The organism is Amycolatopsis antarctica, assembly GCF_002262875.1.
Taxonomy (GTDB): Bacteria; Actinomycetota; Actinomycetes; order Mycobacteriales; family Pseudonocardiaceae; genus Amycolatopsis; species Amycolatopsis antarctica.
In genome coordinates this window covers 41,232-55,759 of the sequence record NZ_NKYE01000006.1, presented here as the reverse complement: position 1 = coordinate 55,759, position 14,528 = coordinate 41,232, and the positions used below count along the sequence as shown (strand labels likewise).

Below are 14,528 nucleotides of genomic sequence, written 5' to 3'. Positions count from 1 at the left end.
ATGTCCGCTCTGCTCAGGGCGCCCACCGGCGCAGCACCACGACGGCGTTGTGGCCGCCGAAACCGAAGGAGTTGCTCATGACCACGTCGACGTCGTGCCGCTGTGCCTCGTTGGCCACGAAGTTGACCGCCTCGTCGATCGGCTTGTGGCAGTTGATCGTCGGCGGCACGATGCCCTTGTTGATCACCAGTCCGCCGACGATCGCCTCGACGGCTCCGGCCGCTCCGATCATGTGACCGGTCATCGACTTCGTCGAACTGATCGGGATCTGCTCGGCCCTGGCACCGAACACGGCCCGGATGGAGTCGAGTTCCGACTGGTCGTTGTAGACGGTGCTGGTGCCGTGTGCGTTGATGTAGTCCACTTCGGACGCTTCGATGCCGGCGTCGGCGAGCGCGCCTCGCATGGCCGCGCGTGCACCACGGCCCTCCGGGTGGGGTGCCGTCCAGTGATGGGCGTCCGAGGTGGCCGCGTACCCGGCGAGCTCGGCCAGGATCGTCGCGCCTCTGGCCACGGCGTGCTCGGCGGACTCCAGCACGAGCACGCCGGAGCCCGCGCTCATCACGAAGCCGTCGCGGTCCTCGTCGAACGGACGGGACGCCTCGGTCGGCGAGCCGGTCCGCCGGGACAGCGCCTTCGCGTTCCCGCTGCCCGCCATGTCCACGCGGGTGAAGATGTGCTCGGCGCCGCCGGAGACGACCGCGTCGGCGATGCCGTAACGGATCCAGCGTGCCGCCTCGCCGATGGAGTCGGTGCCCGAGGCACACGCGCTGCTCATCGCCCTGGTGGGGCCGGCCAGCCCGTACTCGAGGCTGACCTCGCCCACGGCGCTGTCGATCGCGCCGGTGATCGGGGCGAAGGGGCTGATCGCTCGCGGGCCCCGCTCGTTGATCGCCCCGATATGCTCCACAATGGACTGCATCGGTCCGTAGCCGCTGCCGATCAGCGCGCCCACACGCGCGGCGTTCTCCTCGTCCACGTCCAGTTTGGCCGCCCGCAGCGCCTCGCCCGCGGCGGCGTAGGCGTACTGGGCGTACGGGTCCATCCGGCGCAACTGCTTGTGCGACATGTACTTTCGCGGTTCGAAGCCCTTCACCTCGCCCGCCAGGTTGGTCGGCAGGTCCGAGGCGTCGAGGCTGGTGATCGCGCCGATGCCGCTGCGGCCGGAGATCAGCGCGTCCCACGTCTCGTCGACGGTGAGGCCCACGGGTGTGATCGCACCCCAGCCGGTGATCACGACCCTGCGTCCACCCGAAGGCTTGTGTGCTGACATCGTCCGCTCCTCGATTATCGGTGCGCCTCGGCGCAGGGCTGTGTGCTCAGCCGATCGGCGGCACTACAGGGAAGTCGCCCCCGGCGGTTTCCTCGGTGAACATCGCGTCCGCGATCCGGACCGGGACGTTCAGTACGACCACCTCGCCGGACTCGGCCGCCTTCCATGCCTGCGCGATGTCGGCGGCGAGCGTGTTCTTGTCCATGAGGGCGACCTGCCGGACTCCCGGCAGATCCGCGGCGCGTGCCCCCACCGCCGCGGAGTCGAGGAACGCGAACCCGGAGGGCTTCTCCGTGCGTGCGTTGAGTTGCGATTGGAGCCAGCCGTAGCCGCCGTTGCGCAGGACCACATAGATGATTCCGCCGCCGTGCGCGACGGCTGTGGGAAGGTCGGCGTCGAACAGGCCGAACGCTCCGTCACCTACGAACGCCACCACCGGCCGGTCCGGCGCTGCGCGCTTGACGCCCACCGCTGCCGCGGCCCCGAATCCCAGGCTCGTCTGCTCGGAGGGCACGATCGACCCGCCGGGTCCGTCGCAGGTGTAGAGCGGGAAGCGGTAGGACCACATGTCCTGCAAACCGTTCTCCTGCACCAGAACCCGGTCGGCGGGCAGCACGTCCTGCAATGCCTCGAGTACCTCGGCGATGTGCAGTTCCGGTGCCTCGTGCAGGCTCCGCAGGTTCTCTGCCTGCGCGGCCCGCAGTTCGGCGTGCACCCCACGCACGGTCTCCGCCCAGGCCTCCCGGGGCTGCGGTGCGGGCCAGGATCCGAGCACGGCGCGGGCGTCCGCGAGTACCTTGGGGCCGGCGAAACCGGTCGCGAACTCGGCGGCGTCCACATTGACCTGAATGACCGGTACCTCGGTGCCGACGCCTTCGGGCCAGCCGAAGGTGGCCGTCTCCTCGAGCCTGCTGCCGAGCGCGAGCACGCAGTCGGTCTCCGCCCAGAGCCGGGCGGCCTCCTCCGGGGTGTACAGACCGGACAGCCCGCAGAACAGGGTCGAGGATTCGTCGACGGCACCGCGTCCGCTCGCGGTGCAGGTGATCGCGGCGCCGTGGGCTTCCGCGAACCGCTCGATGATCCCGTCCACGTTCCCGTGCCGCATGCCGCCGCCGACCAGCAGCAGCGGACGCTCGGCGGAGCGCAGCGCCCGTACCGCCGCCGAGTCGCCGGGCAGGGTCACCGCCGCGGGCACCTCCGCCCCTGGCGCGGACTCCGCCCGTACCGGGATCTCCTCGGTGAGCAGATGGTCCGGAAGTTCCACGTACACCGGCCCCGGCACGCCGGCGCCGGCCACCAGCAGAGCACGGCGCAGCGTCGGCACCAGCCGCGCAGGGTGGTCCACCCTGGCCGCCCATTTCACCAGTGGCGCGATGACCGAGAGCTGGTCCAGCTCTTGGAAGGCGCCACTACCCCGATGCTCGATGGACGTTCCGCCGGAGAGCAGCACCACCGGAGCCGCGGAGCAGGCCGCCTCCAGCAGGCCGGTCACCGTGTTCGTCACGGCAGGCCCCTTGCCCACCAGTGCCACCCCGGGTCGTCCGGACTGCAGGGCGTAGCCGACCGCCATGAACACGGCGTTGCGCTGGTCCCTGGCCACCACGAACCGGGCACCGGCCCGGTCGGCCGCGGACAACGCGTCCAGATCGTCGCCGGGCAACCCGAACACCGTGTCCACCCCGGCGTCACCGAGGATGGACAGTGCGGCGTTCCAGCAGCCGCGGATCGAGTGACCGGGTACCGAGTTCATGGATCTCCCACTGACGGAATCGGATGGTGCGGTGGTTCAGGCGGACTGCTCGACGGTCTCCGCGGGCGACAGGTGCTCCGCGACCGCCTTGCTGACCAGTAGCGGCTGCGCGTAACGGCGCTTGCCGATGGAGGCGTAGTTGGCGCGAATCCCGGTGCCACCGAAAGGAGCGTTGCCGTTGTCGATGTCGATCAGCGTCTCGTTCACGCTGACCGTGTGCCTGCGCTCGAGGATCTCGACGGTGTCGTCCATCCCGCCGTAGACGGTCGCGGCCATCGCCCGCTCCTCGAAGAACGGGTGGTCCAGCATCGTGTGCAGCCATTCCTCGGAGGTGAACGGCACGACGTTGAAGATCGGCGCGAACAGCTCGGGCGGCGTCACCTTGGTCTCGGCGGGCCGGATCAGCACGGTGGGGCGCAGATGGCCGTTGAGGAAGTTCACCTCGCCACCGGCCGCCAGGTGCTCACGGTTCTTGCGCAGGTACTCGAGCGAGGCGTCGAAGGCGTCGAGGTAGAACATCTCGCCGTAGTCGGCGGTCGGGTCCTCGAACCGGCCGTACCGCAGGCCGTCGACGCGGCGGCAGAGCAGGTTGCAGAACTGGGCGCTGATCGAGGTGTGCACGAACACCACGTCGGGGCCGAAGCAGTCCTGGCCCGAGTTGAGCATGCGCACCCGGATGAGCCCGTCCACCGCCGAGCCGACGTTGGCGTCCGCCCCGACGATGTAGGGATTGACGCCCTGCCCGAAGTACAGAAAGAGCTGATCGGTGCGCAGGCTGGTGCGGATCTTCTCGGCGTTCTTGTAGGTGCCGGTGAACACCAGCACGTCCGAGCGCGCGCCCTCACCTTCCATGAACTCGGCCTGCGAACCGTCGTCGAGGACGATCGGCAGCCCGTGCACGCCGGAGAGCAGCTCGTGCAGCTTGCGGGTCTGGTCCTCGATCCGCCGCGAGGGACGGAACACCACGCGCTTGCTGTACAGGCTGGGAATCGCCAGATAAAGCGCATAGCTGTACAGCGGGATGTTGGACGGCATCAGCACGCCGACCTGGTCCACGGCCGGCGGCGAGTAGCGGCCGACCTCCGCGGCCGCGCCCTCCAGGGCCGCGATGGTCGCGTCGATCTCGCCGTAGGCGGTCTTGTGGTTGCTGACCTCGGTCAGCAGTTCGAGCACCTCGGATCGCCTGCTGCGCAGCAGGCTCACCAGTTCTTCCAGCCGCGCCAGCCGATCCGGGAACGGAATCGCGGATTCCGGAACCTCGGCGGCGTCGTTGACACGATCCATGGGGAGCACGCCCTTCACACCTTCCAGAGCCACCGCGGATGCGGCGATGTCCTGCAACGCCTGCAGGTCGGTCTTGCCGTTGGTCTTCTGCGGGAACTCGTCGAGGACGACGATCCGGTTGGGCTTCTCGAACTCGGAGACGAACTTGCCGATGGTCTGCCGCCAGTAGGCGACCGGCTGGGCGGCCGGATCGGCGACCACGAAGACGAGCTGCATGCCGCGCCTGGGGTCCTCCACCGGCAGCACCCGTACCGGTACGCCGCAGGCTCCGGCGCGCTCGGCGATCACCTCGGGGTACAGCGTGTGACCGAACCGGTGCACCGCGGACTTGCGGCCGAACACGCGCAGGTTGCCGTGCTCGTCGAGTTGCCCGAGGTCGTCGGTGCGGTAGACGGGCCGGTGCACCGGGCGGACCCGGCCGCCCAGCTCAAGCACACCGTTCATCACGTCGGGGGTGCGCACGACGATCTCGCCGATCTCGCCCGCAGGCAGTACGTTGCCGCGCTCGTCCAGGATCTCGATGGTCACCCCGTCGAGCGGACGCCCGCAGCGGATCGCGTTGTCCGGGGCGGCGAGCGAGATGTTGCCGCACTCACTGGTGCCGTAGCCGTCCAGCAGCGGCGTACCGATCCGCTCGGTGAACTTGGCCTGCAGGTCGGCGCTCAGCGGTTCCCCGCCCACGCACCACATGCGCACGGAGTCGATCCGTGCCGTGGATCCCTTGCGGCCCTCGATGATCCGCAGCAACGTGTGGTAGGCGGCGGGCACGGCGTCGACGACGGTGACGCCGCGGCGGTCGATGGTCTCCAGGGCGAGGTCGATGCGCCGGCTGGGCACGATGGCCATCGAGGCGCGCGAGGACCACCAGAGCATCACGATCGAGAGCCCGTACTGGTGGGTGAACGGCAGCAGGGGCAGCATGACGTCGTCTTCGGTGTAGCCCATGCGGACCCGGGTGCGTTCGACGTTCGACAGCACGGACTCGCCGGACCGCACGATTCCCTTCGGCACTCCGGAACTGCCCGAGCTCCACACGACCAGTGCGTCCGAACGCTCGGACCAGCGGGCGAACGTCAGCTCGGCATCATCGTCGACGTCGTCGGAGCCGCGGTGTTCGCGGGCGGCGGCGTTGATCTCGCCGATCTCCATCCACCCGACGCGCACGCGGTCGTAGGCGGCGTCGAGTTCCTGATCGGACAGGAACCATCGGGCACCGGACTCGGCGACGAGCTGCGCGCTCTCGGCGGCGGGTAGCCGCGCGTCGAGCAGGCCGACCGACACGCCGAGCTCCATCAGCGCCAGCAGGGTGACGACGAAGTCGCCGGAGTTCCCGGCCGAGACCACCACCCGGTCGTCCGCCGAGACGCCGCGGTCCCGCAACAGTCGGATGAGGCTTCGGCTCTGCACGCGGACCTGGCTCGGCGAACTCTCCTGGTCCAGTTCGTTTACAAGCATGCTGTTCCGGCTCCCGATCCCCGTGCCTGGGACGAGTTCCAATTCACGGCCCGAGCAGGCGGACCCCGATTTGTGAATCGAACACGTCGTATTGATTGACGGTGTGACTGCGAGCCGAGCGAAGTGGATACAACGCGCTCGCGTCAGACCAAAGACCTACTTCCTGATGGGAGGTTTCCCATCTGAATCCTCCCGAAGGAGGATAGACATCGACTTATTCGAGTGTCAACCCCTGACGAAATGGATGAGCGAGCGGTTCCCGTTGTTCGAGAAACCCGTTCACCTAATCTCCACGGGACTCACCGAAAGCCGTGCCGACCACGCGATTGGCCGAACGCGGACACGCGAAATAATAGGCGGGGCCATAGGCCGCCACCCGAGCGGGAAGCGTGAATTAACCGACAGTTTCCTGTGCATTTGTTCTATTGTGAAATGAACGCGACCGGCGGTCCTGACGCGAGCCGTGCCATGGCCGACCCGCGCCAGGCCGCACCTGCGCACATCACCGACCCCGTGACGCGCCGACTCCCCCGCGCACGCGCACCCCAGTCCGCGTCCACGTCGGGCGAATTCACGGCATCCGCCGACAGGTACTTACCACCGAATTCAGTCGCGCGATTCCCGTGCGCACGCCCCAACCGCCGGGATGCTTCATCCCGACGATTCCGGTCGCGGTTTCACGACCGGACGCGCGCGTGACCTCACGGTGATCACGGACAATGCGGACGGGAGTCACGCAATTGTCACCACGACCACGAGTGCACCGGAAACAAATATCGCACATCCGGCCCGAACGGACTCAGGGACCGGCCCAGGTCCGAACGCACGTTTTTTACCGGCGACTGTCCATCAATTCTCATCACCCCAGTTGACGATCCCTATTCTTCAGCGGCGCCAGGTTAACCGATCGACCTGAGCCGCGCCAGCACGGGAAACACCGGCCGCGACCGGCGGATGCGGCTATCGGGAAGCTCCTCCTCCTATTAGCGGACCGGTTTGCCAACGCCCGCCCGTTCGCGAGAGCCGGGCAGGCTCACACGCTCCGTATCGGGATCACCTTGCTCCGGTCGGCCCAGTGCCCTTGTGGCGGCAGCGCGCTCCGCACGCAGGAGGCCCGCGTCGAGTGCCCTGCGCGATCAGTGCTCGGGGCCGGACGGGACCTCTGGCGCGGAGCCCCCTGCGACGTCCGGGGCCGGACTCAGGCCCTTGTCGCCACGCGATCCGATACGGGAACATCCGGATCGGGCGGCCTCACTTCGGCGCCATGGAACGGGAAACCGAGGATGACACGCCGTTTCATGACCGCAGCGGGTCACCGCACACTCGCTGACCGGCGCAGGCATTCGCCGTAACGACGTCCACCGCATGCGCGCTCCCGTCAGCCGGTCGATTACGGAGGGTGCATGTCGTTCCTGCCTGAAATCGTACGAACGTGCGACTTTCAGGTTGGGGTTCACCACGGGCAGTTCGTCCATTTCGGACAGTCCACCCCAGGACGAATAGCCCCAAAGTCGGAGCGGGAAATCCTTCGAAAGTAGGACTGCCGAATTCTGGGTAGACGGCTGCGGACGGCTCGGCAGTTCGCGTTCCTCCGCACGGAGGAGGACGGGCCGGTCGCGACAGTGAATCTCCGCCGCTGCGCAAGGAATTCGCTACACCAAAAGGCGCAACGCGCACACCCGCACCCGGACTGGCTCGGTTACCCCGAACGTCCCACCGGCGTGGTAGGCGCGTCCGCACGTGACCGGGGCCCACCTGCTCGCAGACTCCGTGGAACGAGCGAGCACCGCAGTGCGCGTCCCGGTGTGGTGCGACCGGACGAACGGGCTCCGGTCACCTGTCCGGGCCTGCCCCGCCCGCGGCTGATCCGGGTGGTTCATGCCAGGCGCACCGGTCCTGTCCGGTGTCGTCGAGCCGGCGGATCCGGGACTCCAGGTAGTGCCGTTCCGGCTCGCTCGTCGTCGACCGTGCCGCGAGGCGGTACGCCGCCGTGGCACCGGCGCGGTCGCCCACCATGTCGAGCAGATGCCCGCGAACGGCGCTGAGCCGGTGACTGCGCGCCGTCCGGGCGTCGTGGTCCAGCGGCTCCAGGGACGCGAGGCCCGCTTCGGGTCCGTGCACCATCGCCACCACCACCGCCTGGTTCAACGTGACCATCGGATTGTCCGACACGCGCGAGAGCACCGTGTACAGCGCGAGGATCTGCCGCCAGTCGGTCTCGTCCGCGTGCTCCGCCTCCGAGTGCACGGCCGCGATCGCCGCCTGAAGCTGGTAGGGGCCCAACACGGTGGTCCGCAGTGCCCCGGTGATCAGCGTGACCCCTTCCTCGATGGCTCCGGCGTCCCACAGGCTCCGGTCCTGGTCGGCCAGCGGCACCAGGGCACCGTCCGGACGCGACCGCGCCGCGCGCCGCGCGTCGGTCAGCAACATCAGCGCCAGCAGGCCGCTCACCTCGCCGCGTCCGGGCAGCAGCCGATGCAGCTCCCTGGTCAGCCGGATCGCCTCCGAGGTCAGGTCCGCCCGCTGCAGATCCGAGCCGGCCGTTGCCGTGTATCCCTCGTTGAAGATCAGGTACAGCACGTGCAGCGTGGCGTCGATCCGCTCGTCGAGTTCCCCGGGTGGCGGGGGCCCGAAGTCCGCACCCGCCTTCCTGATCGTCTGCTTCGCCCTGCTGATCCGCTGCGCCATCGTGGTCTCCGGGACGAGAAACGCACGCGCGATCTCGCCGGTGCCCAGCCCGCCGACCGCCCGCAGCGTCAGCGCCACCTGCGTGGCCGGGGTCAACGACGGGTGGCAGCAGAAGAACAGCAAGGTCAGCGTGTCGTCGGAGTCCGCCGCGGGACGGCTGTCCGAAAGCCGGGCACGGGACTCCCCGGCCGGCGCGAACGAGGCCACCGCGTCCTCCCGGCGCCGACGTGCCCCATCCGTGCGCAACAGGTCGGTCAGGCGGCGCGCCGCCACGGTGATCAGCCAGCCGCGCGGATTCTCCGGGACACCTTCCTCCGGCCACTGTGAGGATGCCGCGAGCAGGGCCTCCTGCACCGCGTCCTCGGCCGAGTCGAAGTGCCCGTACCGGCGGACCACAGCCGTGAGCACTCGCGGGGCGAGTTCGCGCAGCAGGTCCTCCACCGGGGCCGGGCCACCGGGGCCTCCGTACGTACTCACGTCTGCATGCCGGAATCTCCGCGACGGGCCGGGCCGTACCTCGGCCACGCTCCCCATCCTCGCAGCGGGCCCGCCAGGACGCATCTGCCGACCGAACCCGAAAGATCCTTCGCACGTTCACGCGAAGGTGCGTACGACGGCGGACCGATCACGATTCGGACAGGTCGATGGGTGGGGTTCCGACGATCGGAGGTAACTGGGCATAATTGTTCGGGTACGCATCGTATCCGGCGGGGGCGAACATGAAGAAGGTCGCGACGGCACTGGTGCTCGCGGCCGCCCTGCTCGGCGCGTGCGATACGCACCCGGCCGCGCCGGCGACGCCGCCCGCGGAGAACGCCGCGGCGCCGAGCCCGCCGCCGGCCCCGCCCGGTGAGACACCACCCCTCACCGAGCACACGGTGACGATTCGCGTCAACGGCCCGCCTGGTGCGGTGTTCCAGGTGAGCGGCGCCGTGTTCGGCAACACCGGGCCGATAGCGATGCCCGAGGCAGGCACGGACTCGGCGAGCTTCACCACCACCACTCCCGGCGACATGGGCCTGCGCGTCAGCGTCATGCCCGGCCCGAACCCGCGCTCCTGCGCCATAGACATCGACGGCACTGCCACCGTCAGCGAGACCTCGGCCGAGGACGGCACCGAGGTCGTCTGCGTCTCCGCCCGGACAACCTGAGCATCACGCGGTGCCCCTGCGGTGCAGCACCCAGGCCGAGGTGTGCACGCGGCCGGTCACCGGCGCCTCGCCCGCCAGCCTGCTGAGCAGCAGGCCGGCGATGTCGGCGGCGAACGGCAGCGGACCGACCGTCGTGATCGGCGGCTCGGTCGCGGCTCCCTCCGGCGAGTTGCCCGCACCGACGATCGCCAGGTCCTCGGGGACACGCAGGCCCAGCCGCTGAGCCGCCCACAACGCACTGATCGCCGCCAGATCGGACGCCGCCACGATCGCGGTGGGCCGGTCCGGGCGCCGGAGCAGGCGCAGCGCCTCCTCGTAGGCGTGTTCCCGCGAGGCCCCGGTGAACCGGACCAGCGACTCGTCCAGGCCGAGCCCCGCGTCTCGCAGGGCCAGCACGTATCCGGCGTACCGCGGTGAACCACCCGCACGCCCGCCCAGCCAGCCGATCCGCCGGTGCCCCTCGGACAGCAGAGCGACGGCCTGCCCGCAGGCACCCGTCTCGTCCGGGCGCACCACGTCGAATCCGTCCGGATCGACCGTCGCGTGCATCACCACCAGTGCGATCCCGCGATCGACGATGCGGCGCAACCCCGCCACACCGGCCTCCTCGGCGCCACGAAGGTCCACGAACGCGCCGTCGGCGCCGCGGCGGAGCAGGAAGTTCTCCCAGTCGCCACCGACGAGCATCAGCGTGTTCAACCGGTGCGCGCTCATCGCCGAGGACACCGTGTCGGCCAGTGCCTGCGCCGAGGGCGTGTGCGGGGAACGGAGGACCAAACAGACCTGATCGGTCCGCCCGCAGCGCACCCCTCGCGCCGACTGGTTCGGCACATAGCCGAGCTCGGCGGCCGCGTCCACCACGCGGGCGCGGGTCCCCTCACTGACCCTGGTGTGACCGCCGGTGCGTCCGCTGAGCACGTACGACACGGTCGCGATCGACACCCCCGCGCGCGCGGCGACCGTGCGGATCGTCGGACCGGACGCAGAGTGCATGCGGCACGCTAGCGTTCACCCGGTTGACGCACAACGGGCAACGCGATCAGGTTGTTTCGCGCAGTACGAGCGCCGCGAGCACGAGCAGGCCCGTCAGCACACAGGACGCACTCAGCGCCCGGATCACCCCGGACTGGGTCACCCGGCGTCCGGCCCGCACGGCCGCCCGGACGTGCACGTAACGGCGGACCCCGCACAGGTAACAGGCCACCGCCGCGGACATGACCAGCACCCCGGGCACCACCGACAGCGGCCCCGCTCCACCCAGCCCCGCGTGCAGCAGCAACGCCCCGGACACCACCATCGACAACGCGGTACGCGACCAGGCCAGCCGGGTGCGTTCCGCCTGCAAGCCCGCGTCGAGCACCGCCGGGTCCCCACCCTCCGGCCCGGCCGGGACAGTCATGGTTTCGGCGACCCGACCAGCAGCACCGCCACCAGCGCCCCGATCGCCGCCAGACCCAGTCCGTAGGCCAGCAAGGGGATCTGCGCGGTCGGTGGCAGAGACACCTTGAGCCGCATCGCCCGTTCGTTACGGCGCCAGCGCCGGTGGCTCATCGCGGCCAGCAATACGGCCAGCACGATCAGGCCCGCACCGAGCGCCACACGCGCCCACCGCGGCCCCAGGTCCGGCACGAGCTGCAGTACCGCGACGCCACCCGCGAGCAGGGCGAGGGAAGTACGGATCCAGGCCAGGAAGGTGCGTTCGTTGGCCAGCGAGAACCGGTAGTCGGGATCCTCGCCCTCGTCGTACAGGCCGGTTCCCAGCACCGCATCGCGTAGCTTTCCCATGTCTCCCTCCACCCGGACCGGGACTCACTGTAGTCAGCGCGACCGGCTAGCCGCCGAGGAGCCGCCGAGGCCCGGCGCCTCGCTCCCCCAGCCGGTCGTGGGGATTGGCCAGCTTGCACCGGTCGATGGACAGACAACCGCATCCGACGCACTCGGTGAAATCGTCCCGCAACTGCTCCAGGTGCCGGATCCGCTGGTCCAGCTCGTCCCGCCAGTGCCGCGAGAGCCGCTGCCAGTCGCGACGGTTCGGCGTCCGCCCGTCCGGCAGCTCGGCAAGCACCTCGCGCACCTGGGCCAGCGGGATGCCCACCCGCTGCGCGATTCGGATCAGCGCGACCCTGCGCAGCACATCTCGCCGGTAGCGGCGTTGGTTGCCCGCCGTGCGCCTGCTGCTGATCAGCTCCTGCTTCTCGTAGAAGTGCAGGGCCGACACGGCGACGCCGCTACGGGAGGCGACCTCGCCGACGGTGAGTTCCTGCTGGTCCCAACGAGGTTCGTGCATCACGCGGTTCCCTCCGCCCGTCGTCGTACCGTGCCAGCGACCTGGATATTGCTCGAGGCTCTACCCCGTGATCGTGCCATCGGACAAGGGCACCCGCCCACACAGCGGAACGGCGAGTGGACGGCGCCTCCCCCGCAGCCCACGATCACCTCGGCAGCACCCGGCACGGCCGCTTCGCCGACCGGCCCGCCGCCTCCCGCCCGATCCGGGGCAGGTCGGCCACCAGCGCGTACCGGGCTATGGTTGCGGGGCTCACACAATGCGCACACGTATGACGACCTCGCCGGACCACGACGCGCCGGTGACACGCTGGGAGTACCACTTCGATGAGAGCACTGCTCAAGCCCGCCGCCGCACCTGGGCTCGACCTGGCCGACGTGCCGACCCCGCAACCCGGTGAGGGACAGGTCCTGATCAAGGTCCTGCGCACCGGCATCTGCGGCACCGACCTGCACATCGAAGGCTGGGACGACTGGGCCGCCCGGTCGATCCGGACACCGCTCGTGCTCGGCCACGAGTTCGTCGGCGAGGTGGCCGAACTCGGCCCCGGCGTGCGCGAGGTCAAGAAGGGCGACCTCGTCAGCGGGGAAGGCCACATCGTCTGCGGCAACTGCCGCAACTGCATGGCGGGCAAGCGCCACCTCTGCATCCGCACCATCGGCCTCGGCGTGCACACCGACGGCGCCTTCGCCGAGTACGTCCTGCTGCCCGAGGCGAACGTGTGGGTGCACCGGCACGAGGTCGACCCCGACGTCGCCGCGATCTTCGACCCGTTCGGCAACGCCGTGCACACCGCGCTCACCTTCCCGGTTCTCGGTGAGGACGTCCTGATCACCGGTGCGGGCCCGATCGGCATCATGGCCGCCGCCGTCGCCCGGCACGCGGGCGCGCGCCACGTGGTGATCACCGACGTGAGCCCGTACCGGCTCGAACTGGCCCGCAAGATCGGCGTCACCGTCGCCGCCGACGTCAGCAACACCACCATCGAGCGGGTGCAGCGGGACCTCGGCATGAGCGAAGGCTTCGACATCGGCCTGGAGATGTCCGGGAAACCACAGGCGATGCAGGAGATGATCGCCAACATGCGCCACGGCGGCCGGATCGCGGTACTCGGCCTGCCCGCCGAGGAGATCGCGGTGGACATGGCCACCGTCGTCACGCGCATGCTCACCATCAAGGGCATCTACGGCCGCGAGATGTACGAGACCTGGTATGCGATGTCGGTGCTGCTGCAGGGCGGCCTCGACATCAGCCCGCTGATCACCCACCGCTTCGGCTACGCCCAGCACGCCGAGGCCTTCGCCGCGGCCCGGTCCGGACACTGCGGCAAGGTGGTCATCGACTGGACCAGGGCGACCCTGCACTCGGCCTCCTGATCCCACCACCCGCACCACCGCAACCGAGTCACCCACCCACTAGGAGGAAGGCACACCGTGTTCGACACGATGCGCCAGGACCTGCGCGAGACGCTGGACGACATCCGCGCCGCCGGTCTGTACAAGTCCGAACGAGTCATCACCAGCCCGCAGGCCTCGGCCATCCGGGTCAGCACCGACACGGTGGTGAACTTCTGCGCCAACAACTACCTCGGCCTCGCCGACGACGACGCCCTGATCGACGCCGCCAAGACCGCACTCGACGAGTGGGGCTTCGGCATGGCCTCGGTCCGGTTCATCTGCGGAACGCAGAAACCACACAAGGTCCTCGAACAGCGGCTCTCCGAGTTCCTCGGCACCGAGGACACGATCCTCTACAGCTCCTGTTTCGACGCCAACGGCGGTGTCTTCGAAACCCTGCTGACCGATGCCGACGCGGTGATCTCCGACGAGCTCAACCACGCGAGCATCATCGACGGCATCCGGCTGTCCAAGGCGCAGCGATTCCGCTACCGCAACCGTGACATGGCCGATCTGGAACGCAGCCTCACCGAGTCGGCCGGAGCACGGCACCGGCTGATCGTCACCGACGGCGTGTTCTCCATGGACGGCTACATCGCGCCCCTGGACGAGATCTGCGATCTCGCCGAGAAGCACGGCGCGCTGGTCATGGTGGACGACTCGCACGCCGTCGGTTTCACCGGGGCGACCGGGGCGGGCACTCCGGAACTGTTCGGTGTGACCGACCGGGTCGACATCGTCACCGGCACCCTCGGCAAGGCCCTCGGTGGCGCGAGCGGTGGTTACGTCGCCGCGCACGCGGAGATCGTCGAACTGCTGCGGCAGCGATCCAGGCCGTATCTGTTCTCCAACTCCCTGGCTCCGGCGATCGTGGGCGCATCGCTGAAGGTCCTCGACATTCTGTCCACTTCGGACGACGCACGGCAGCGCCTGCGGGACAACACGGCTCTGTTCCGCTCCGGGATGACCGAGGCCGGATTCGACATCCTGCCCGGTGAGCACCCCATCGTCCCGGTGATGGTCGGTGACGCGGCCCTGGCCGACCGGATGGGACAGGCCTTGCTGGGCAAGGGAATCTACGTCATCGCGTTCTCCTACCCGGTGGTACCGAAGGAGAAGGCGCGTATCCGCGTGCAGCTCTCCGCCGCGCACTCCACCGAGGAGATCGAACACGCCGTGCGCGCCTTCACCGAGGTCCGCGCGGAACTCGACGCCCGGGCCTGACCACTACCCGCGGGGTGGC

11 protein-coding genes are annotated in these 14,528 nt (G+C 69.4%); 3 read left to right on the top strand and 8 right to left on the bottom strand.

Annotated features, from left to right (window positions below; all coding sequences use genetic code 11):
- Window positions 1-13: 13 nt before the first annotated feature.
- The 4 genes from fabF to CFN78_RS11580 all read right to left on the bottom strand — a co-directional run bounded on the left by fabF (window position 14) and on the right by CFN78_RS11580 (window position 8,927).
- Window positions 14-1,273, bottom strand: a complete 1,260-nt coding sequence (gene fabF, locus CFN78_RS11595; protein ID WP_094862756.1) for a beta-ketoacyl-ACP synthase II — start codon at window positions 1,271-1,273, stop codon at window positions 14-16.
- A gap of 46 nt (window positions 1,274-1,319) precedes the next feature.
- On the bottom strand, window positions 1,320-3,023 hold the full coding sequence (locus tag CFN78_RS11590) for a thiamine pyrophosphate-binding protein (RefSeq protein WP_094862755.1): 1,704 nt from the start codon (window positions 3,021-3,023) through the stop codon (window positions 1,320-1,322).
- Window positions 3,024-3,059: 36 nt separating this feature from the next.
- The gene (locus CFN78_RS11585; RefSeq protein WP_094862754.1) at window positions 3,060-5,762 is read right to left on the bottom strand and encodes an aldehyde dehydrogenase family protein; all 2,703 of its coding nucleotides are present in this window, start codon (window positions 5,760-5,762) and stop codon (window positions 3,060-3,062) included.
- Window positions 5,763-7,595: 1,833 nt separating this feature from the next.
- Window positions 7,596-8,927, bottom strand: a complete 1,332-nt coding sequence (locus tag CFN78_RS11580; RefSeq protein WP_240519402.1) for an RNA polymerase sigma factor — start codon at window positions 8,925-8,927, stop codon at window positions 7,596-7,598.
- A gap of 242 nt (window positions 8,928-9,169) precedes the next feature.
- Here CFN78_RS11580 and CFN78_RS11575 point away from each other — a divergent pair, with 242 nt between their 5' ends.
- Window positions 9,170-9,601, top strand: coding sequence for a hypothetical protein (locus CFN78_RS11575; RefSeq protein WP_133116330.1), 432 nt, complete (start codon window positions 9,170-9,172; stop codon window positions 9,599-9,601).
- Between the two features lie 3 nt (window positions 9,602-9,604).
- On the opposite strand, the gene CFN78_RS11570 is transcribed toward CFN78_RS11575, so the two are convergent.
- From CFN78_RS11570 to soxR, 4 genes are read right to left on the bottom strand one after another with little or no spacing between them, the layout of a single operon-like run.
- Window positions 9,605-10,594: a LacI family DNA-binding transcriptional regulator gene (locus CFN78_RS11570; protein ID WP_094862751.1), complete on the bottom strand. Its 990-nt coding sequence runs from the start codon at window positions 10,592-10,594 to the stop codon at window positions 9,605-9,607.
- Between the two features lie 46 nt (window positions 10,595-10,640).
- The gene (locus CFN78_RS11565; RefSeq protein ID WP_094862750.1) at window positions 10,641-11,000 is read right to left on the bottom strand and encodes a DUF202 domain-containing protein; all 360 of its coding nucleotides are present in this window, start codon (window positions 10,998-11,000) and stop codon (window positions 10,641-10,643) included.
- Window positions 10,997-11,386 (bottom strand): YidH family protein, encoded by a 390-nt coding sequence (locus CFN78_RS11560; protein ID WP_094862749.1) that lies wholly within the window; start codon window positions 11,384-11,386, stop codon window positions 10,997-10,999. Before CFN78_RS11560 ends, CFN78_RS11565 begins: the two co-directional genes overlap by 4 nt.
- A gap of 46 nt (window positions 11,387-11,432) precedes the next feature.
- Window positions 11,433-11,888 (bottom strand): redox-sensitive transcriptional activator SoxR, encoded by a 456-nt coding sequence (gene soxR, locus CFN78_RS11555; protein ID WP_094862748.1) that lies wholly within the window; start codon window positions 11,886-11,888, stop codon window positions 11,433-11,435.
- Window positions 11,889-12,214: 326 nt separating this feature from the next.
- Between soxR and tdh the strand changes: the two genes are divergently transcribed.
- Both tdh and CFN78_RS11545 read left to right on the top strand, forming a co-directional pair.
- The gene (tdh, locus tag CFN78_RS11550) at window positions 12,215-13,264 is read left to right on the top strand and encodes an L-threonine 3-dehydrogenase (protein WP_094862747.1); all 1,050 of its coding nucleotides are present in this window, start codon (window positions 12,215-12,217) and stop codon (window positions 13,262-13,264) included.
- A 57-nt stretch (window positions 13,265-13,321) separates the two neighbouring features.
- The gene (locus tag CFN78_RS11545) at window positions 13,322-14,509 is read left to right on the top strand and encodes a glycine C-acetyltransferase (RefSeq protein WP_205660493.1); all 1,188 of its coding nucleotides are present in this window, start codon (window positions 13,322-13,324) and stop codon (window positions 14,507-14,509) included.
- Window positions 14,510-14,528: the final 19 nt, after the last annotated feature.